General features: G+C 74.4%; 19 protein-coding genes and 1 pseudogene. 14 read left to right on the forward strand and 6 right to left on the reverse strand.

Annotated elements, in window-relative coordinates; translation table 11 throughout:
• The first annotated feature begins 19 nt into the window (after nucleotides 1-19).
• The 8 genes from ACZ6Y7_RS22950 (at nucleotide 20) to ACZ6Y7_RS22985 (ending at nucleotide 5,706) form a co-directional block, all read left to right on the forward strand.
• Nucleotides 20-445, forward strand: a complete 426-nt coding sequence (locus ACZ6Y7_RS22950; RefSeq protein WP_465759783.1) for a cupin domain-containing protein — start codon at nucleotides 20-22, stop codon at nucleotides 443-445.
• A complete protein-coding gene (locus tag ACZ6Y7_RS22955; RefSeq protein WP_465759784.1) occupies nucleotides 442-1,698 on the forward strand; it encodes a beta-ketoacyl-[acyl-carrier-protein] synthase family protein in 1,257 nt (418 codons plus the stop codon). The genes ACZ6Y7_RS22950 and ACZ6Y7_RS22955 overlap by 4 nt, the downstream gene beginning before the upstream one ends.
• Before the next feature lie 5 nt (nucleotides 1,699-1,703).
• Nucleotides 1,704-2,945, forward strand: a complete 1,242-nt coding sequence (locus ACZ6Y7_RS22960) for a beta-ketoacyl synthase N-terminal-like domain-containing protein (protein ID WP_465759785.1) — start codon at nucleotides 1,704-1,706, stop codon at nucleotides 2,943-2,945.
• 31 nt (nucleotides 2,946-2,976) lie between these two features.
• Complete coding sequence (locus ACZ6Y7_RS22965) at nucleotides 2,977-3,237, forward strand: acyl carrier protein (RefSeq protein ID WP_465759786.1); 261 nt, start codon at nucleotides 2,977-2,979, stop codon at nucleotides 3,235-3,237.
• A 1-nt stretch (nucleotide 3,238) separates the two neighbouring features.
• Nucleotides 3,239-3,694, forward strand: coding sequence for an SRPBCC family protein (locus ACZ6Y7_RS22970; RefSeq protein WP_465759787.1), 456 nt, complete (start codon nucleotides 3,239-3,241; stop codon nucleotides 3,692-3,694).
• A gap of 5 nt (nucleotides 3,695-3,699) precedes the next feature.
• Complete coding sequence (locus tag ACZ6Y7_RS22975; protein ID WP_465759892.1) at nucleotides 3,700-4,020, forward strand: TcmI family type II polyketide cyclase; 321 nt, start codon at nucleotides 3,700-3,702, stop codon at nucleotides 4,018-4,020.
• 417 nt (nucleotides 4,021-4,437) lie between these two features.
• Nucleotides 4,438-4,899 (forward strand): hypothetical protein, encoded by a 462-nt coding sequence (locus ACZ6Y7_RS22980; RefSeq protein ID WP_465759788.1) that lies wholly within the window; start codon nucleotides 4,438-4,440, stop codon nucleotides 4,897-4,899.
• Nucleotides 4,900-5,001: 102 nt separating this feature from the next.
• Complete coding sequence (locus ACZ6Y7_RS22985) at nucleotides 5,002-5,706, forward strand: class F sortase (protein WP_465759789.1); 705 nt, start codon at nucleotides 5,002-5,004, stop codon at nucleotides 5,704-5,706.
• 131 nt (nucleotides 5,707-5,837) lie between these two features.
• On the opposite strand, the gene ACZ6Y7_RS22990 is transcribed toward ACZ6Y7_RS22985, so the two are convergent.
• Nucleotides 5,838-6,872, reverse strand: coding sequence for a methyltransferase (locus ACZ6Y7_RS22990; protein ID WP_465759790.1), 1,035 nt, complete (start codon nucleotides 6,870-6,872; stop codon nucleotides 5,838-5,840).
• A gap of 43 nt (nucleotides 6,873-6,915) precedes the next feature.
• Nucleotides 6,916-8,004, reverse strand: a complete 1,089-nt coding sequence (locus ACZ6Y7_RS22995; RefSeq protein WP_465759791.1) for a right-handed parallel beta-helix repeat-containing protein — start codon at nucleotides 8,002-8,004, stop codon at nucleotides 6,916-6,918.
• Nucleotides 8,005-8,553: 549 nt separating this feature from the next.
• Here ACZ6Y7_RS22995 and ACZ6Y7_RS23000 point away from each other — a divergent pair.
• Together ACZ6Y7_RS23000 and ACZ6Y7_RS23005 are read left to right on the forward strand one after the other, a co-directional pair.
• A pseudogene (locus ACZ6Y7_RS23000) lies at nucleotides 8,554-9,474 on the forward strand (deoxyribonuclease IV); the annotation flags it as partial.
• A gap of 257 nt (nucleotides 9,475-9,731) precedes the next feature.
• Nucleotides 9,732-11,837, forward strand: a complete 2,106-nt coding sequence (locus ACZ6Y7_RS23005; protein ID WP_465759792.1) for an MMPL family transporter — start codon at nucleotides 9,732-9,734, stop codon at nucleotides 11,835-11,837.
• Nucleotides 11,838-11,971: 134 nt separating this feature from the next.
• On the opposite strand, the gene ACZ6Y7_RS23010 is transcribed toward ACZ6Y7_RS23005, so the two are convergent.
• The gene (locus ACZ6Y7_RS23010; protein ID WP_465759793.1) at nucleotides 11,972-12,196 is read right to left on the reverse strand and encodes a hypothetical protein; all 225 of its coding nucleotides are present in this window, start codon (nucleotides 12,194-12,196) and stop codon (nucleotides 11,972-11,974) included.
• Nucleotides 12,197-12,604: 408 nt separating this feature from the next.
• On the opposite strand from ACZ6Y7_RS23010, the gene ACZ6Y7_RS23015 reads away from it, so the two are divergent.
• Together ACZ6Y7_RS23015 and ACZ6Y7_RS23020 are read left to right on the forward strand one after the other, a co-directional pair.
• Nucleotides 12,605-14,050 carry an amino acid permease gene (locus ACZ6Y7_RS23015; protein ID WP_465759893.1) on the forward strand — a complete coding sequence of 482 codons (1,446 nt, stop codon included), beginning with the start codon at nucleotides 12,605-12,607 and terminating at the stop codon, nucleotides 14,048-14,050.
• A gap of 205 nt (nucleotides 14,051-14,255) precedes the next feature.
• Nucleotides 14,256-14,903, forward strand: coding sequence for an HNH endonuclease family protein (locus tag ACZ6Y7_RS23020; RefSeq protein WP_465759794.1), 648 nt, complete (start codon nucleotides 14,256-14,258; stop codon nucleotides 14,901-14,903).
• 95 nt (nucleotides 14,904-14,998) lie between these two features.
• On the opposite strand, the gene ACZ6Y7_RS23025 is transcribed toward ACZ6Y7_RS23020, so the two are convergent.
• The 3 genes from ACZ6Y7_RS23025 to ACZ6Y7_RS23035 form a co-directional block, all read right to left on the reverse strand.
• Nucleotides 14,999-15,718 carry a phosphatase PAP2 family protein gene (locus ACZ6Y7_RS23025; protein ID WP_465759795.1) on the reverse strand — a complete coding sequence of 240 codons (720 nt, stop codon included), beginning with the start codon at nucleotides 15,716-15,718 and terminating at the stop codon, nucleotides 14,999-15,001.
• Between the two features lie 110 nt (nucleotides 15,719-15,828).
• A complete protein-coding gene (locus ACZ6Y7_RS23030; RefSeq protein ID WP_465759796.1) occupies nucleotides 15,829-16,572 on the reverse strand; it encodes a DedA family protein in 744 nt (247 codons plus the stop codon).
• 241 nt (nucleotides 16,573-16,813) lie between these two features.
• On the reverse strand, nucleotides 16,814-17,479 hold the full coding sequence (locus ACZ6Y7_RS23035) for a hypothetical protein (protein ID WP_465759797.1): 666 nt from the start codon (nucleotides 17,477-17,479) through the stop codon (nucleotides 16,814-16,816).
• Between the two features lie 109 nt (nucleotides 17,480-17,588).
• On the opposite strand from ACZ6Y7_RS23035, the gene ACZ6Y7_RS23040 reads away from it, so the two are divergent.
• Nucleotides 17,589-18,239 carry a TetR/AcrR family transcriptional regulator gene (locus ACZ6Y7_RS23040; protein WP_465759798.1) on the forward strand — a complete coding sequence of 217 codons (651 nt, stop codon included), beginning with the start codon at nucleotides 17,589-17,591 and terminating at the stop codon, nucleotides 18,237-18,239.
• Nucleotides 18,240-18,368: 129 nt separating this feature from the next.
• Nucleotides 18,369-18,557 (forward strand): YegP family protein, encoded by a 189-nt coding sequence (locus ACZ6Y7_RS23045; protein ID WP_350630945.1) that lies wholly within the window; start codon nucleotides 18,369-18,371, stop codon nucleotides 18,555-18,557.
• The last annotated feature ends 48 nt before the right edge of the window (nucleotides 18,558-18,605 follow it).

Consider the following 18,605-nt stretch of genomic DNA (forward strand, 5'->3'; position numbering starts at 1 on the left):
GCACCGGAGGAAGACCACCATGACCACGCAGTACCCACGGATCGTCAACGTCGACGAGGCGCCGGAGAACCGCCGGCACGGCGCCGAGCTCCGCACCATGCTGACCCCGACCAGCTGCGGGGCGACCAGCGGCTTCATGGGCCTGGCGATCGTCAAGCCCGGTGAGCGGATCGGCGAGCACTACCACCCGTACTCCGAGGAGTTCGTGTTCGTCGTCTGCGGCGAGCTGGAGGTGGACCTGGACGGGAAGCCCCACCCGCTCAAGCCCGACCAGGGGCTGATGATCCCGATCAACATGCGCCACCGCTTCCGCAACGTCGGCGACACCGAGGCCCGGATGGTCTTCCACCTCGGGCCGCTCGCCCCGCGTCCCGACCTCGGCCACGTGACCACCGAGGAGGGCGCGGCCTCCGGCCCGCCGGAACACGCCAAGGTGGCCTCGTGACCCGGCGCGTCGCCGTCACCGGGATCGGGGTGGTCGCGCCCGGCGGAGTCGGGGTCCCGGCGTTCTGGGACCTCCTCACGGCCGGCCGCACCGCGACCCGGGGCATCACGCTCTTCGACCCCACCGGGTTCCGCTCCCGGATCGCCGCCGAGGTCGACTTCGACCCGGCGGCCCACGGGCTGGGCCCGGAGGACGTCCAACGGGCCGACCGCTACGTCCAGTTCGCGATGGTCGCGGCGGACGAGGCGATCGCCGACGCCGGACTGGACCTCGCCGCCGAGGACCCGTGGCGGATCGCCGTCTCGCTCGGCACCGCCGTCGGCGGCACCACCCGGCTGGAGCACGACTACGCCCTGGTCAGCGCCGGCGGCGCGCGCTGGGACGTGGACCACCGGCGGGCGGAGCCGCAGCTGCACCGGGCCTTCGCGCCCAGCACGCTGGCCTCTGCGGTGGCCGAGCGCACCGGCGCCCGCGGCCCGGTGCAGACCGTCTCCACCGGCTGCACCTCCGGGCTGGACGCGATCGGCTACGGCTTCCAGGCGGTCGAGGAGGGCCGCGCCGACATCTGCGTCGCCGGCGCCTCCGACTCCCCCATCTCCCCGATCACCGTGGCCTGCTTCGACGCCATCAAGGCCACCAGCGAGCGCAACGACGACCCGCAGCACGCCTCCCGCCCCTTCGACGCCGACCGCGACGGCTTCGTCCTCGGCGAGGGCGGCGCCGTCCTGGTGCTGGAGGAGCTGGAGCACGCCCGCCGGCGCGGCGCCCGGATCTACGGCGAGGTCGGCGGCTTCGCCACCTTCGGCAACGCGTACCACATGACCGGCCTCACCAAGGAGGGGCTGGAGATGTCCCGGGCGATCGACCACGCGCTCGCCCACGCCAGGGTCGACCGCACCGACGTCGACTACGTCAACGCGCACGGCTCCGGCACCAAGCAGAACGACCGGCACGAGACCGCGGCGGTCAAGCGCTCGCTCGGCGAGCACGCCTTCGCGACCCCGATGAGCTCGATCAAGTCGATGGTCGGGCACTCGCTCGGCGCGATCGGCGCCATCGAGGTCGTCGCCTGCACCCTGGCGCTCGCCCACGGCGTCGTGCCGCCGACCGCCAACTACGAGACTCCCGACCCGGAGTGCGACCTCGACTACGTGCCGCGCACCGCGCGCGAGCTGCCGCTGAGCCACATCCTCTCGGTCGGCAGCGGATTCGGCGGATTCCAGTCCGCCGTCGTGCTCAACAGAACGGGGTGAGTTCCATGACGTCACGTCAGCAGGGCCGCCGGGCGGTGGTCACCGGCCTCGGCGTGGTGGCGCCGAACGGGGTCGGAGCCGACGCCTTCTGGAAGGCCACCAGGCAGGGCGTGAGCGTCCTCGACCGGATATCCCGCGAGGGCTGCACCGAGCTGCCGCTCCGGATCGCGGGCCAGGTGCGGGACTTCGAACCGCGGTCCGCGATCGACAACCGCTACCTGGTGCAGACCGACCGGTTCACGCACTACGCGATGGCCGCCGCCGACCTGGCGGTGACGGACGCCGGCTTCCGGCCCGACCCGGACCAGCCCTTCGCGGTCGGCGTGGTGACCGCGGCGGGCTCCGGGGGCGGCGAGTTCGGCCAGCGCGAGCTCCAGCAACTCTGGGGCCAGGGGCCGCAGTTCGTCGGGCCGTACCAGTCCATCGCCTGGTTCTACGCGGCCAGCACCGGCCAGATCTCCATCCGCGGCGGCTACAAGGGCCCGTGCGGCGTGGTCGCCAGCGACGAGGCCGGCGGCCTGGACGCCCTCGCGCACGCCGCCCGCTCGATCGGCCGCGGCACCGACGCGGTGGTGGTCGGCGCCGCCGAGGCCCCGCTCGCGCCGTACTCGATGGTCTGCCAGCTCGGCTACCCGGAGCTCAGCCTCGCCGAGCGGGCCGAGGAGGCCTACCTGCCGTTCACCGCGCGGGCCTGCGGCTTCGCCCCCGCCGAGGGCGGCGCGATGCTGATGCTGGAGGACGAGCAGGCGGCCCGGCGGCGCGGCGCCAACGTCCGGGCGCAGCTGGCCGGCCACGGCGCCACCTTCACCGGGGCCTCCCGCTGGACGGAGTCCCGGGAGGGGCTGGCCGCCGCGATCCGGATCGCGCTGGACGAGGCCCGGATCGCGCCCGAGGAGATCGACGTGGTCTTCGCGGACGCGCTGGGCGTGCCCGCCGCCGACCGGGCGGAGGCGCTGGCGCTGGCGGACGCGCTCGGCCCGGCCGCCGAGCGCGTCCCGGTCACCGCGCCCAAGACCGGTACCGGGCGGGCCTATTGCGGCGCCCCGCTGCTGGACGTGACCGCCGCCGTGCTGGCCATGGAGGACGGCGTCCTGCCGCCCACCCCCAACGTCACCGAGGTCTGCCACGACCTCGCCCTGGTGACCGACCACGCCCGTCCGGCCGAGCTGCGCACCGCCCTGGTGCTCAGCCGCGGGCTGATGGGCTCCAACTCCGCGCTGGTGCTCCGGCGCGGGGAACGGTCCTGAACCACTCCGTCACATCTCGAAGGGACATCCCGTGAGCAACACCCTCAGCTATCCGGAACTCGCCGCGCTGCTGCAGGCCCGGGCAGGCGTCACCGTCGACCCGGACGACCTGGCGCAGCCGGGCGCGCACTTCGACGCCTTCGGCGTCGACTCGCTCGGACTGCTCGGCATCGTCGGCGAGCTGGAGAACCGGCACGGCCTCAAGGTCACCTCCGGCGCCGAGTCCGCGAAGACCCCGGCCGAGTTCCTGGAGCTGGTCAACTCCTCGCTCTCCGCGAAGGCGGGTGCCTGAGGTGCCCGGACACACGGACAACGAGATCGTCATCGCCGCGCCGCTCGACCTGGTCTGGGAGATCACCAACGACCTGGAGAACTGGCCGGACCTGTTCAGCGAGTACGCCTCGGTCGAGGTCCTGGAGCGCGACGGCGACCGGGTGCGGTTCCGGCTCACCATGCACCCGGACGAGAACGGCCAGGTGTGGAGCTGGGTCTCCGAGCGCACCACCGACAAGTCCGAGCTGGCGGTGCGCGCCCGCCGGGTCGAGCCCGGCCCGTTCGAGTTCATGGACATCCGCTGGGAGTACGCGGAGGTCCCGGCCGGCACCAGGATGCGCTGGGTCCAGGACTTCGCGATGAAGCCCACCGCCCCGGTCGACGACGAGGGGATGGTCAACCACATCAACAAGAACTCGCGGATCCAGATGCAGCTGATCCGCGAGAAGGTCGAGAAGCGGGCGGCGGAGCTGTGAGCGGCCTGCACCGGGCGTTGATCGTCGCCCGGATGAAGCCCGAGGCGGCGCCGGACATCGCCGAGGTGTTCGCGGAGTCCGACCAGGGCGAACTGCCGCACCTGATCGGGGTGACCGGCCGCAGCCTCTTCCAGTTCGGTGACGTCTACCTGCACCTGATCGAGGCTGACCGCCCGCCGGGCCCGGCCGTCGCCAAGGTCGTCGGGCACCCGGAGTTCCGGAGCGTCAGCGACCGCCTGACCGCCTTCGTCCAGGCCTACGACCCGGCCACCTGGCGCGAGCCGAAGGACGCGATGGCGCGGGAGTTCTACCGCTGGGACCGCTGAGCCGCAGCGCCCCCGATGGGCCCGCCCCCGGCCGTGCGCCGGGGGCGGGCCCATGTGCGCGCGCCGGGGCGGGTAGGGGAGCGGGCCGCATCGGGGGGCGCGCCGGGCCGGGTACCCGGGGCGGGCCCATGGGCCCGCCCCGGGGCGGCTGCGGCCCGGGCGCGGCGCGCTGGTGCGCTCCCCCGTACGAGGGGTGTCGTCCCGGCTTCCGGGGCGGAATCACCCGGATCGCCCGGGCACCCGGGTGAACACACCCGGGACTCCACCCGAAGGGCGCACAGTCCGCACCGGTGCCGCCACGCTCCGGTGGCAGGCGGCGGCACGGTGGTTGACGGTGGATCAGGCGCACCTCCCGCGAGTCCCCTTGCCCGGCACCGTGCCGGCAGTCGCGGCCCGCGCGCCGGAAGGATCATCCTCATGCGTTCTGCACGCACGCTGCTCGCCGGGGCGGCCGTCGCCGCCGTCCTGACCGTCGGCACCCCCATGGCCTTCGCCGACGGCTCCGCCGACCAGGGCAAGAACCTCACCTGGCAGGAGAAGCAGGACAAGCCCGGTGACAAGCCGGCCTCCGACGGTTCGAAGGCCTCCGACGGCATGAAGGGCTCGGACAGCAGTACCAAGGGCTCCGACAGCTCGAAGGGCGCCGCCTCCGAGGAGCACAAGGGCACCGAGGAGCACAAGGGCTCGGGCGAGCACAAGGGCTCCGAGGCCAAGGACGAGGACCACAAGACCCCGCACGGCGGCGTCCACACCGGTGGCGGCGGTCTGGCGCTGTCCGGCGGTGGGCTCGCCTCCGGCGCGGTCCTGCTGCTCGGCGGCCTCGGGGCCGGTGCCTACGCCCTGCGCCGTGGCCGCCGTGCCGCCGGCGCGGTCGCCTGACGCCGGTCACCCTGGTTCCGCCGCCTCCGGGCGCCTCCCCCGCCTGGGTGGGGCGCGCCGGGGGCGGCGGGCCGTTCGGACCAGGTCGAGCGGAGGAGAGCAATGACGGGCGGTCCCGCCTCTGGAATGTCCCGGCTGCTGCGCGCGGGGATGGGCGCGGCAGCGGTCGGTCTGCTGCTGATCTACAACTCGGTGGACACCGGGCCGAGCACCGACGAGGCGGCCACCCAGGCCGCTCCCCCGGCGGCCACCGCGTCCGCCGCCGCCGGCCCCGCGGCGGCCGCCTCCCCCCAGCCGGCGGTCGCCCCGGCCGCCCCGGCGGCGCCGGCGGCACCCGCGCTCAAGCGCGCCACACCGACCAGGCTGCGGATCCCGCAGATCGGCGTCGACGCGCCGTTCACCGAGCTGACCCTCGGCCCGGGCGGACAGCTCAACGCCCCGCCGCCGGACGACAAGAACCTGGTCGGCTGGTACCGGGACGGCGTGACCCCGGGCGAGCGCGGCAGCGCGGTCGTCGCCGGGCACGTGGACACCACCAAGGGCCCGGCGGTGTTCCTGCTGCTCAGCCTGCTGCTGCCGGGCAACAAGGTCGAGGTGAGCCGCGCGGACGGCACCGTCGCGGTGTTCTCGGTCGACTCGGTGGAGACCTTCGCCAAGAACGCCTTCCCCGACCAGAAGGTGTACGGCAAGACCCCCGACGCCCAGCTCCGGCTGATCACCTGCGGCGGCACGTACGACAAGAAGCGGCGCGACTACCTGGACAACGTGGTGGTCTTCGCCCACCTGGAGTCCTCCCGCAAGGCCTGACGCCGCGCACCGGGCCCCGCACCGCCCCGCACGCGGACGACCGCCGGCCCCCGGGAAGTCGGGGGCCGGCGGTCGTCGGGTGTGCGGGGTGTCCGGGGTCCTCGGCTGTCGGGGTCCTCGGGTGTCCGGGGTCAGCCGCGGACGGTGGCCTCGAAGGCGTGCAGGTAGGGGTTGACCGGGCAGACCTCGGTGACCATGAGGCCGGCCTCCTCCATCAGCCGGACCATGCTCGCCTCGGAGTGCTTGGCGCCGCCGACGTTGAGCATCAGCAGCAGGTCCATGGCGGTGGTGAAGCGCATCGACGGGCTGTTGTCGACGAGGTTCTCCACGACCACCACGCGGGCGCCGGGGCGGGCCGCCTTCACCACGTTGGCGAGGGTGCGGCGGGTGCTCTCGTCGTCCCACTCCAGGATGTTCTTGATGATGTAGAGGTCGGCGCTGACCGGGATGTCCACCCGGCAGTCGCCCGGCACCAGGCGGGCGCGGGCGGAGAAGGCGCCGCCGTCCCGCAGCCGAGGGTCGGCGCCGGCCACGACCTTGGGCAGGTCGAGCAGGGTGCCGTGCAGCGCCGGGTGCTTCTCCAGCAGGCTGGCCAGCACGTGGCCCTGGCCGCCGCCGATGTCGACCACCGAGTCGACGCCGGTGAGGTCCAGGTAGTCGGCGAAGTCCTGGGCGGACTGCCGGCTGGAGGTGGTCATCGCCTTGTCGAAGACCTTCGCCGAGTCGCCGCCCTCGCTGTGCAGGTAGTCGAAGAACTCCTTGCCGAACAGCTCGGGGAAGACGTTGCGGCCGGAGCGGACCGCCTCGTCCAGCTTCGGCCAGGCCTCCCAGGTCCACGGCTCGGTGCACCAGAGGGAGATGTAGCGCAGGGAGTTGGGGGCGTCCTCGCGCAGCAGGCGGGACATCTCGGTGTGCTCGAAGCGGTCCTCGCCGCTCTCGGCGAAGATGCCGTAGCAGGTGAGGGCGCGCAGCAGGCGGCGCAACTGGCGGGGTTCGGTGTCGAGCGCGGCGGCGAGTTCGGTGACGGTGGTCGGGCTGTCGCCGAGCGCGTCGGCGACGCCGAGCCGGGCGGCCGCGCGGACGGCGGCGGCGCAGGCGGCGCCGAAGACGAGTTCGCGCAGGCGCATCGCGGCCTGGGGGCTGGTGTGGGCGGGTGCGGTGGTCATGGGCGCTTCCTTCGGGGGTGGGCGGCGAGGGGGGTCGGGGTGCTCAGCAGCGGCCGGAGGGCTCGGAGCGCTCGCAGGTGTTGCGGGCGAAGGTGTTGCCGGTGGCCGGTCCGGCGTCGCGGTCGGCGAGGTCGGCCGGGCCGTTGCCGCTCAGGCGGTTGTCGGTGACCACGGCGCGGGCGTTGGAGACGCCGACGACGCTCTTGAAGAGGACGATGCCGCCGGAGAAGTCCGAGGTGCCGGTGTTGTCGCGGACCTCGTTGTCGGTGACCCGGGTGTCCTCGGTGCCGGTGAGCACGATGCCGGCGCCCTGGATGGCGCCCAGGCGCGGGTTGGCCGGGCAGAACGTGTTGTTGGCGACGACCTTGTTGCGCCGTACGTCCAGGTCCCCGGCACGCGGCACGCCCTCGTCACCGACCACGAAGACGCCGCCGCAGTTGCCGCTGATGTCGTTGTCCTGGACGGCCAGCCCGCGCAGCCGACGGACGGTGACGCCCACCCGGTTGCCGGTCAGCTCGTTGCCCTCGACCACGGTGCCGCCGGTGTCGGGCGCGCCGCCCTCGCGGTAGGCGTAGTTGGCGAGGAAGACGCCGGACTGGCCGTTGTCGGCCGAACGGTTGCCGACGATCCTGGCCCGGGTGGACATCTCCTGGCTGATGCCCTGCTGGCCGTTGCCGTGGACGTCGGTGTGGCTGACGGTCAGGCCGGTGGTGCCGCTGGCGTCGATGCCGTTCTTGGCGAAGCCGGTGACGGCGAGGGTCTTGACGGTGACGTCGGCGAGCGGCCGGGCCTCGGTGCCCACCACGCAGATGCCGTGCCCGGCCGTGGCACAGGCGTTCTCGGTGCCGGTACCGGGGGTGATCACGCTGTCGGGTCCGGAGCCGAGCAGGGTGAGGCCGGGGGTCGTGATCCGGACGCTGCCCCGGTAGGTGCCCGGGAGCAGCAGGACGGTGTCGCCGGAGCGGGCGGAGTCGACGGCCTGCTGCACCGATTCGCCGGGCCGGACGAGGTGCAGCCGGCCGATGTCGTCGGCGTGGGCCGCGGGGGCGGCGGCCAGGGTGGTGAGGACGGTGGTCAGGGCGGTGGCGGCCGCGGTGGCCGCGGCGAGGTGGTGGACCGGTCGCGTGGGCATGAGTGGTGACCTGTCTTTCGGCGCGCGTGGTGCTCGTGGGTGGGTCGGGGAGTCCGGCCCGGTCCAGCGGGGTGGACTGACGCGCTGTGTGCGGGCGGTGACGGCCGGTGGGTGCGGCCGTGTCGACGGTACGGTCGCCCGGGTGGGGCCGCCACCAGGGCTGGGCTGCGGGACTGACGGGGCGTCGGCCGGGGGTGGGACGGCCCGGCGTGGCGCGCCCGGGCCGGGCCCGACGACGCTGACGACGCCCTCGACCGCGGGGGCGGCCGACCGCGGGTCGGGCACGGGGCGGTCGGGCGGGTGGTCGGGCGCGGGGCGGTCGGGCGGGTGGTCGACCGCGGGCGGTCGGCCGCGGGCGGTCGGCCGCGGGAGCGGCGGGCGCGGGACCGGCGGGCGCGGGACCGGCGGGCGCGGGAGCGGCGGGCGCGGGAGCGGCGGGCGCGGGAGCGGCGGGCGCGGGGTGTTTCGCCACCGTCCCTCCCCCGGTCCCCGGCCCTCCGTACCGGCCTGCCCGACACCACCGGCCGGGCGCGTGGCATGCTCGGGGCCATGACCACCGCGCCGCCCGTACCGTCCGCCGCCACCGCCCGCAACCCGATCGGCGCCCACGTCCCGGTGGCCGGCCGGGGGCTGGTCGGGACGGGCCTGGCGTACGCGCGGCGGGTGGGCGCGGAGACGGTGCAGGTGTTCGTGGCGAACCCGCGCGGCTGGGCCACGCCCGCGGGCAACCCGGCGCAGGACGAGGAGTTCCGGATCGCCTGCGCCGAGGAGGGCGTCCCCGCCTGGGTGCACGCGCCCTACCTGATCAACTTCGGCTCGGACAACCCGGCCACGCGCGAACGGTCGGCCGAGTCGCTGCGGCACTCGCTGCGCCGCGGCCACGCCATCGGCGCCCTCGGCGTCGTGCTGCACACCGGCTCCGCGGTCGGCACGGCGCCCGGCGGCGGCTCGCGCCGGGCCGAGGCGATGGCCCAGGTCCGCGCGGACGTCCGGCCGCTGCTGGACGAACTGGACGCGCTCGGCGAGGACGCACCCTGGCTGCTGCTGGAGCCCACCGCCGGTCAGGGCAGCTCGCTCTGCTCGCGGCTGGAGGAGCTGGCCGAGTACGTGGAGGCACTGGACGCCCACCCCAAGGTGGGCGTCTGCCTGGACACCTGCCACGCCTTCGCCGCCGGGCACGACCTGGCGGTGCCCGGCGGGGTGACGGCCGCGCTGGACGCCCTGGCCTCCGCCGCCGGGCCGGGCCGGCTGCGGCTGATCCACGCCAACGACTCCGAGGACGTCGTCGGCGCCCGCAAGGACCGGCACGCCAACATCGGCGCCGGGATGATCGGCGCGGAGCCGTTCCGCGAGCTGTTCGAGCACCCGGAGACGGCCGGCGTGCCGCTGCTGGTGGAGACCCCGGACCGCAAGCACGGCGGCGACGGCACCGGCCACGCGATGGACATCGCGGTGCTGAAGGAGCTGCGGCAGCGGGCGACGCTCCGCGGCCGGGACGGTTCCCGGACCGGCGGTTCCGGCACGGGCCGTTCCCGGACGGGCGGTTCCGGCACGGGCCGTACCCGGACCGGCGGTTCCGGCACGGGCGATTCCCGGACCGGCGGTTCCGGCACGGGCCGTACCGGTGGGCCCCGCACGGCGGTACGCGACCACGGCTGAGGCTGCCGGATCGCAGGGCCGGTGCGAGGCTGGACCCGTCCTTGCCACCGGTCTCCAGGGGGCCCCACATGTCGCCGACCCGGAACCTCGCCGCGCTGCCCTGCGGGCGCCGCGGCAAGTGGGTGGTGGTCGCCCTCTGGCTGGTGCTGCTGGTGGCCCTCGGCCCGCTGGCCGGCAAGCTCATGGGTGCCGAGGACAACCAGGCGTCCAGCTGGCTGCCCGGCAACGCCGAGTCCACCCGGGTGCTGGACGAGCAGCGGGCCTTCCAGCCGGTGGACACCGCCCAAGCCGTCGTGGTGTACCAGCGGACCGGCGGCATCACCGCCGCCGACCAGGCCGAAGCCACCCGCGACGCCGCCGAGTTCGCCACCGTCCCGCACGTGGTCGGACGGGTGGTCGGCCCCGTGGTCTCCGCCGACGGCCAGGCGATGCAGACCATCGTGCCGATCGACATCGGCAGCAACGGCTGGAACGACCTGAAACCCGCCGTCGACCAGCTGCGCCGGACGGCCGCGGCCGACAGCCACGGGATGACCACCCACGTGACGGGCCCCGCCGGGACCGGCGCCGACCAGGCCGAGGCCTTCGCGGGCATCGACAGCTCGCTGCTCACCGCCACCGTCAGCGTGGTGATCATCCTGCTGCTGCTCACCTACCGCAGCCCGGTGCTGTGGATCCTGCCGCTGGTCTCGGCGGGCGCCGCGCTGGCCGTCTCCGAGGCGTTCATCTACCTCCTGGCCGAACACTCCGGACTGACCGTCAACGCGCAGAGCGCCGGGATCCTGGTCGTCCTGGTGCTCGGCGCCGGGACGGACTACGCGCTGCTGCTCACCGCCCGCTACCGCGAGGAACTGCGCCGCCACGAGGACCGGCACGAGGCGATGGCCTTCGCCCTGCACCGCGCCGGGCCCGCCATCCTCGCCTCCTCAGCGACGGTGATCGCCTCCATGCTCTGCCTGCTGATCGCCGAGATGAACTCCACCAGGGGCCTCGGCCCGGTCTGCGCGATCGGCGTCCTGGTCGCGCTGCTGGCCATGCTCACCCTGCTGCCCGCGCTGCTGGTGATCGTCGGGCGCTGGGTGTTCTGGCCGGTCCGGCCCGGGTACGGCACGGCCGAGCCGACCAGGACCGGCCGCTGGGCGCACATCGGCGCGTGGATCGGCCGCCGGCCCCGGAAGGTGTGGGTGGGGACGGCGCTGGCCCTCGCCGTCTGCTGCGTCGGGCTGGTCTCGCTCGACGCCAACGGTCTGAGCACCGCCGGGACCTTCACCGGCAAACCGGACTCGGTGGTCGGCCAGCAGGTGCTCCAGCAGCACTTCCCGGCCGGCACCGGCGCGCCGCTCACGATCATCTCCACCGCGCCCGGCGCCCCCGCCGTACGGGAGGCCGCCCGGACGACCCCCGGGGTGGCCGCCACCACGGCACCGACCCTCCACGAGGGGCAGGCCCTGTTCCAAGCCACCCTCACCGATCCGCCGGACAGCCAGGCCGCCAAGGACACCGTCGACCGGGTACGGGCCGCCGTGCACGCCGTGCCGGACGCGGACGCCAAGGTCGGCGGCAGCACCGCCGTGATCCTGGACGCCGGGCGGGCCGCCGGGAACGACAACCGGGCGATCATCCCGCTGGTCCTCGGCGTGGTGCTACTGATCCTCGCCGTGCTGCTGCGGGCCGTCACCGCGCCGCTGGTGCTGATCGCGACCGTGGTGCTCTCCTACGCCGCGGCGCTCGGGATCAGCGCCTTCTTCTTCACGCACGTCTTCCACTTCCAGGGCGAGGACAACGCGTTCCCGCTGTTCGTCTTCGTCTTCCTGGTGGCGCTGGGGATCGACTACAACATCTTCCTGATGACCCGGGTGCGGGAGGAGTCCGTCCAGCACGGCACCCGGCAGGGGGCGCTGAACGGGCTGTCCGCCACGGGCGGGGTGATCACCTCGGCCGGTCTGATCCTGGCCAGCACCTTCGCCGTGCTCGGCACCCTGCCGATCGTGGGCTTCGCCGAGATCGGCTTCGCGGTGGCGCTCGGCGTGCTCCTGGACACCCTGGTGGTGCGGTCGGTGCTGGTCACCGCGCTGACCATGGACGTGGGGCGGCACATGTGGTGGCCGGGGCCGCTGTCCCGGGCCGACGCACCCGGCGAGGCCGCGGAGGCCGTGCCGAGCGGACGGCGGTAGGCGGACGGCAGGAGGCGGACGGCACCGTCAGGGGGCAGCAGTCCGGGGCCGCAGTCAGGGGGCAGGAGGCCGACAGCGCTGAGCCCGGGACCCGCTGGAGCGGGTCCCGGGCTCAGCCGTCGGTCGACGGGCGATCAGCAGTCGCCGATGCAGCTGTCCTCGCTGGACTGGTGGACGTTGAGCCAATTGGCGTGCGGACCGAACAGGCCGACACCGGCCGAACCCGACTCCAGGCTCTCGCTGGACGCCGCGTGCGACGCCCCCCAGTGGGCCATCGCCGGCACCGGCGCCGCGAGAGCGGCGGCGCCCGTCACGGCGACGATCACAGCGAGCTTGCGGATGTTTCCACGAAGCGACATCAGATGTCCTTTGGGTGGTCTGTGTGGTCTCTGGCGTGAAGAAGTGCTCCGGAGCCGGCCACCAGCACACCCGGCCTCCCGCAGCACCCGCACAGGTTTGCACACGAACGCGCACGAACCCGCCCGCGCCGCAACTCCGCTAAGGCATTCGGGTGAGGCAACTCCCTCGCCCGGATGAACCGGACCGCCCGACGGCGCACCCGGTCGGCGGCGGGAGGGGGGCCGCCGGACGAGTGCCCGTCCGGCGGCCCTGCGACCGCAAGTCTTGCGGTGCGGGATCGGGCGAACTGAACAAATCCCGTCGATTTGGTGCGCGATATCGCCTGGTCCGAGCATGAACGGTCGCTCCACGCGCTCACCCCGCGCGAGCAGGAGCACGAGCTGGACCACGAAAGGCGCACCACCCTCATGCAGACCAGCCCCGCCGCACCCCGGCAGGCGACCCGCCCGACCGCCCCGGAGACCGCGGTGGCCCAGGAGGCCCAGGAGGCCCTGACGGACCCTGCGGCCCAGCAGGCCCCGGAAGGGGCCGCCCCCGCCGCCCCGGAGAAGGGCCGTCGGTTCGGGCTGGTGACCGCCACCGCCCTGGTGACGGGCAACATCATCGGCGGCGGCATCTTCATGATCCCGGCCGCCGTGGCCCCGTACGGGACGGTCAGCCTGGTCGCCTTCGCGGTCCTCACCGTCGGCGCGATCGCGCTGGCGCTGGTCTTCGGGCAGTTGGCGCGCCGCAACCCGCGCACCGGCGGGCCGTACGTCTACGCCCGCGAGGCCTTCGGGGACTTCGCCGGCTTCCTGTCCGCCTGGTCGTACTGGATCACCACCTGGGTCAGCAACGCCGCGCTCGCCGTGGCCGCCGTCGGCTACCTGGACGTCCTGCTGCCGGTCGGGCACTCCCCCGCAGTCAGCATCACCGCCGCGCTGGCCTTCCAGTGGCTCCCGGCGCTGGCGAACCTGGCCGGGACGCGGTACGTCGGCGCCGTCCAACTCGTCTCCACCGTGCTGAAGTTCGTCCCGCTGCTACTGGTCGCGGTGGGCGGCCTGTTCTTCTTCGACCCGAAGAACCTCGGCCCCTTCGACGCCGACGGCCAGGGCTGGGCGGGCGGGATGACCGCCGCCGCGGCGATCCTGCTCTTCAGCTACCTCGGCGTGGAGTCGGCCGCGATGAGCGCGGGGAAGGTCCGCGACCCGGAGCGCAACGTGGGCCGGGCCAGTGTGCTCGGCACCACCGGTGCGGCGGTGGTCTACCTGCTGGGCACGCTCGCGGTGTTCGGCAGCGTCGCGCACGAGCGGCTCGTCCACTCCACCGCGCCGTTCTCGGACGCCGTCGACGCGATGTTCGGCGGCTCCTGGGGCGGAACGGCGATCGCCGTCGCCGCGCTGGTCTCGATGACTGGCGCCCTCAACGGCTGGACGCTGCTGGCCGCGCAGGCGCCGTACGCGGCCGCCAAGGACGGCCTCTTCCCCGCCGCCTTCGGCAGGGAGCGGCGCGGGGTACCGGTCCTCGGCGTGCTGGTGAGCGTCGCCCTGGCCTCGGTGCTGACGGTGCTCAACTTCGCCAGCGGCGCCAAGGGCGCCTTCGACATCCTGGTGCTGGTCACCACGTTCACCGCGACCGTCCCCTATCTGCTGTCCACCGCGGCGCAGTTGTACTGGCTGGTGCGCGGCGCCACCGACAAGGTGGACAACGGCCGGCTCGTCCGGGACGCCGTCCTGGGCCTGGGCGCCTTCGCCTTCTCGCTGTGGCTGCTCGCGGGCGCCGGGTACGCCGCCGTCTACCAGGGCGTCCTGTTCCTCTTCGCCGGAATCCTGGTCTACGTGTGGATGGCGGGCCGACGGCGCCCGAACCCGTGACGCGGAACCGCCGGAACCCGTGACGGCGAGGCGCCGGGACCCCTGACACGGACGTGAAGTCGCTTACCGGAAGACTGACTTGTCCGGTAAGCGCCGCACATCCACGAGGATTTCACCTCCTGGGTCTACCCGCGTAGGCGGCACTCTCGCCACACTGGCGCACGCAACTCAGCAGCTCATCCGATGAGATGATGGAGCGTTCGCCATGGCCCCCACCGCGTCCATACGCCGGTTCCTGTCCTGCATACCGGCGGCCGCCGCACTCGCCGCCGCCACCGTGCTCACCGCCGGCACCCCCGCCCAGGCCGCCCTGCCCACCCCCGTCTCCGCGGCCACCGCCCGCGCCTACCTCGCCGCGATGCCCGCCGCCGCCGAGACCCACGCGAGCACCTACGACCGGACGCTGTTCCCCACCTGGATCACCGTCAGCGGCACCTGCGACACCCGCGAGTGGATCGTCAAGCGGGACGGCAGCAACGTCACCACCGACACCTCCTGCAAGGCCACCGGCGGCACCTGGTCCTCGCCGTACGACAACGCGACCACCACCAACGCCTCCTCCTTCGACGTCGACCACCTCGTCCCGCTCGCCGAGGCCTGGGCCTCCGGCGCCTGGTCCTGGACCACCGCCCAGCGCCAGGCTTTCGCCAACGACGTCACCCGCCCCCAACTGCTCCTGGTCTCCGCCGGGAGCAACCGTTCCAAGGGCGACCGCGACCCCGCCGAGTGGCTCCCCCAGGCCTCCTACCGCTGCACCTATGCCCGCGCCTGGGTGCAGGTGAAGCAGTACTACGGCCTCAGCGTCGACAGCGCCGAGAAGAGCGCGCTCACCGGCATCCTCGACGGCTGCTGACCCGATCCGCTCCCGCGGCGCCCCACCCGCCCCGAGGGGGTACGGGCGGGGCGCCGCCGTGCGCGGCGCGGTGGCGGACCGGAGGACAGGTCAGTTCACCCGGCGTCGGGCCGGGCCCGGGCGCGATCGCGGGTCACGGCGGCTCCGAGGGCCAGCCAGCCGACCGCGAGGAGCCAGCCGGCGAGCACGTCGAGCGGCCAGTGCACGCCGAGGTAGACACGGCTGAGGCCGATCGCGCCCGCGAACAGCACCGCACCGGCGGTGACGGCACGGGCGGTGACGGTTCCGGCGGCACCGGTACGGGCGGTGACGGTTCCGGCGGCACCGGTACGGGCGGCCGAACAGCGGGCCCGGGTGACGGCGAGGGCGAGCAGGCCGGCGCAGAGGGCGGCGGTGAAGGCGTGCCCGGAGGGGAAGGCGAAGCCGGAGGCGGTGGACGCCCAGTCCGTCACCGGCGGCCGGGGGCGGCCGAAGGCGTGCATCAGGCCCTGCCGCAGCAGTTGCCCCAGCACCAGCCACCCGACGGGCAGGAGCAGCACCCCGGCCAGGCGCCCGCGGGAGGTCGGCGGGCCGGCGTTCCCGGCGGCGCGCCGAGCAGCGCTCCGAGCGGCGACCAGGCCCGCCACCAGGGCGACGAGGTAGGGGACGGCACCGGTGCCGAGGGAGGTGACGGCGATCGCCGCGGTGCGGGCGGCCGCCGGCCGGTGGGCGGCGCTCCAGTCGGCCGCGGTCCGCTCGAAGGCGAACGGCGCCCAGCCGTGCAGGGCGAGCACGGCCGCGATCACGGCGAAGGCCGACCAGGTGGCGACGAGCACCAGCGGCCACCGCCACCGCGCCGCGCCGTCGGCCGCCGGCCCGCCCCCGGGCCCGGCCCCGGGGTCCGGTCGACCGGCGCCTGGGGGCGGCGGGCCTCCGTACGGTCCGCTCATCGCGGTCCGGTCCGGGTCCTGGCGCGGCGGCGGGAGCGCCGCAGCTCCAGCAGGAGCGGCAGCAGCGAGACGAGGACGACGACCGCGACGACCGGCAGCAGGTAGCGGTCGACGTTCGGGACCGACGAGCCGAGCGCGTACCCGGCCAGGACCAGGCCGAACGTCCAGACCAGGCCTCCGACGACCTGCCACAGGGTGAAGGAGCGGACGTCGACGCCGAGGGCGCCGGCCAGCGGGTTGAGCACCGTGCGCACCACCGGGACGAACCGGGCCAGGACCACGGCCTTGCGGTGCCCGTAGTGGGCGAGGAGTTCCTCGGCGCGCAGGGCGCCCGCGTGCAGCCGCGCGCTGCGGGAGCGGGCGAGCAGACCCCGCCCGCCGCGCCGTCCGATCAGGAAGCCGACCTGGGCGCCGCCGAGGGCACCGGCGGCGGAGGCGGCCAGGACCTGGGCGAGGTCCAGGTGGGGCCCGCTGCGGGCACCGGTGGTGCAGAGCACTCCGGCGGTGAACAACAGGGAGTCGCCGGGCAGGAAGAACCCGATCAGCAGGCCGGTCTCGGCGAACAGGACCACGGCGATACCCAGCGCCCCGAACGCGCCGAGCAGCGATCCGGCGTTCAGGGGGTCGACGGCCACGACGGCCGGCGGGACGATGGCCTGCGGGACGGTGGCGTGCGGCTCGACGGCCAGGGGGACCGCGGCCAGGGCGTGGACGGCCGGCGCGGCCCAGAGGGACCACATCGCGAGGGGCCTTTCCGGGAGAGGGGCTCGGGGCGGCCGCCGCGGACCGTCTCCACTGCCAGGGTGCCTCACCCGGCCGCCTCGACCGGAACGCCGGCGCGAGGGCGGCGGCGTCGGCGAAGGTGCGCGCCCGGCCGAGCGGAGGGCCTGGCGCCCGGAACCCGCGCTCAGGCCCTCGGCCCAGGCCCCGCTCGGGCGGGTGGTCAGGCCGTCCGCTCGGGCCGTCCGCCCGGGCGGGTGGTCAGGCCGTCCGCTGGGCCGGGCGGGGCAGACGGCTGCGGACCGCCCACACGGCGGCGGCGAGGACGAAGCCGTACACCGACACCAGGCCGTGGCCGTTGTCCTGGGCGACCCACATGGCGAGGCCGAGGGCCGGGACGCCGACCGCCAGGGCGATCTCCTTGGGGAGGCGGGTGCGGGTGAGGAGGGCGAGGGCGAGGGTGGCGCCGAGGAAGTAGGTGGCGCCGGAGCTGCCGGCGAAGTTGCGCGGGTCGGTGCTGGGACCGTCGCCGAGGCCGAACAGGGTGTCGACGCGGCCGGGCAGCACGATCCCGGCGAGGAAGAAGGCGAGCGTGAGCGGCCCGCCCCAGTACCACTGGGCGAGCGCGGCGACGGCGGCGAGGGTGACGAGGTTCCACAGGCCGCCGAAGAGGCCGCCGTTCTGCATGAACACCGAGGTGAACTCGCGCCACCAGCCGGACTTCGACGGATCGGCGTCGAGCGCGTCCATCGCGCCGGACCAGGCCAGCTGGAGCAGGACCCCGCCGACGGCGAGCACAGTCAGGGCGACCGCCGCCCACGGCAGCGGCCTGCCGCGCAGGGTGTCGCGGCCGACCACGCCGAGCCCGCAGTTGACCATCATGACCATCAGCGCGGCCGTGGTCACGTTGAAGACGATCGCCTCCATGGCCTGGCCCTCCCCCCGGCTCCCGGCTTTTCCAACACCGTTCGAAATCTGACGGCACCAAAGTAGCACAGCTTTCGAACGGCGTTGGAAAGCTGTGTACGGTGGACGCATGAAGCTCACCAAGGAGCGCATCGTCGACGCGGGCATGGCCGTCTTCGCCGAGGTCGGCTACCAGAACCTGTCCATGCGCCAGGTCGCCGACCGCCTCGACACCCACGCGGGCAGCCTCTACTACCACGTGCGCGGCAAGGACGAACTGCTCGCGCTGCTGGCCGACCGGATCTGCCGCCAGGCCTACGACGCGGGCACCGAGGCCCTCGCCGACCTCCCGCCCACCGCCGACTGGCAGGACCGCGTCGCGGCCCAGGCCGTCGCCCTGCGCCTGAGCATCAGACAGCACCCCGGCGGCGCCCAGCTCCTCGCCGAGAGCCCCGGCACGCTCGGCACCGCCGCGCTCTCCCTGATGGAACGCCTGCTGCGCACCCTCGTCGACGCCGGCCTGCCCGGCGACCACCCCGGCATCGCCGCCGACACCCTGCTCAGCCACGTCACCGGCTTCGTGCTCCAGGAGCAGAACCAGCCCGCCGCACCCCCGGCCGTCACCCCCGAGCTCCACGCCGACCTGCGCGAACGCTTCCCCCTGCTGATGGGCCCCGCGATGCCGCGCCTCAGCCAGGACGAGAAGTTCGCGCGCAGCGTCCGGCTGCTGTGCGCGGGCTTCGCCACGCTGCTCACGGATGATCAGGCGGGCACCGGCTGAGCGGCTGAGGGGCTGAGGGGCTGGGCGCCGGAGGACGTGACCCGGATGCCCCGGTCGGCGGGCGGCGCACCAGGGGCGGGCCTACGGTGCGGTGCCAGGGGGTCCTCCGAGCGGAAGGCTGTTACTGGCATGGCGGGTAGGTTCGAGCTGTACGTGGACGAGAGCGGGATGCACCGGTTCCGGCTCAAGGCGAGCAACGGGTCGGTCGTGGTGACCGGGGACCCGGAGGAGAGCAAGGACGACTGCCTGAAGAGCATCGAGTCGATCCGCAAGCTCGCGCCGTACGCGGAGCTCAAGGAGGCCGCCGGGTCGATGTGAGGCCTTGGCGGCGACAGGCCGCGGCGGACGCGGGTCGGTGGTGCAATT

Source organism: Kitasatospora sp. NPDC053308 (genome assembly GCF_055585785.1).